1 protein-coding gene is annotated in these 1,063 nt (G+C 49.5%); it reads right to left on the minus strand.

What is annotated here, in order from left to right; all coding sequences use genetic code 11:
• Positions 1 to 1,045, minus strand: a 1,045-nt coding sequence (locus tag M3629_RS27930) for an RCC1 domain-containing protein (protein ID WP_435368289.1), incomplete at its 3' end; no start/stop codon positions are given.
• Positions 1,046 to 1,063 lie beyond the last annotated feature (18 nt).

The raw sequence follows: 1,063 nt of genomic DNA on the forward strand, positions 1-1,063 counted from the left end.
CAGGTACTCCTTTTGAGGTGGTGGTCCCGTCTCCTAGCAATCCACCCTGCCCCCAACTCCATAAATCCCCATTTCGCAGCAGCACTGTGCTACTATTCGTTCCCCCTACAATCTGGGCTCCCCGATTCATGTTCCCAACTTGTACAGCCTTTGTGACCGAGGAACTGCCTGGTACGCCGAGCTGACCGTAGCCATTATAACCCCAGCTCCATACCTGACCCAATTCATCCACCGCTAAACTATGCATTGCCCCTGCGCCAATACTCTGAATATTCTCCAGCCCAGTCACTTTCACAGGAGTACTCGTATTAGACGTTGTTCCATTCCCCAACTGTCCATAGCTGTTACTTCCCCACGACCACACACTTCCATCTCGCTTGATGGCTAGTGCGTGACCTGAAGAGCTACTATCCGCTATAGTCACTACATTTTCTAAAGAGTACACTTTAGTCGGGTAAGAACTTGACACATCCCACACCGTTCCGTCGCTCAGTAACGCATATCTACCAGTAACACTTACTACACCATTTATTTTCATGGGTTGTGGCGTTGCACCAAAATTCCCCCCCCATGCCCACAGTGTACCGTCTGCTTTCACTGCATAACTCCGATTCTGTACTGCGCCTATGGAAATCATTTCGCTCAATTTAGGAATAACCTTAGCCACATTTTGCGCTACAGTCGTCCCATCCCCTAACTGACTCTGAGCGTTGTTTCCCCACGACCACACAGTTCCATCCGATTTCAATGCCAGTACATGGCCACTTCCAGCTGACACTTCAACAATCGATGTCAAGCCAGATGCTTGTACAGCCACCGTTTTGGCACTTCTTGTTCCATCTCCCAACTGACCGTAGCCATTATTTCCCCACGACCAAACGGTTCCATCTTCTTTGACTGTGAGCGTAAAATCACCGCCCGATGACAACTTTTTCTGTGTTTCAGGTTGGCCATTCGGGTCTACCTTTAGCCAGCCTGCTTTGGACCAGTCCGACCACAGCTGCTGATCCTTTACACGTACGCGAACTTGTACTTTTTGATTCACTGGTAACGCTTCGCTAGT

The organism is Paenibacillus polysaccharolyticus, assembly GCF_023714295.1.
In the GTDB taxonomy this organism is placed as follows: Bacteria; Bacillota; Bacilli; order Paenibacillales; family Paenibacillaceae; genus Paenibacillus; species Paenibacillus polysaccharolyticus_A.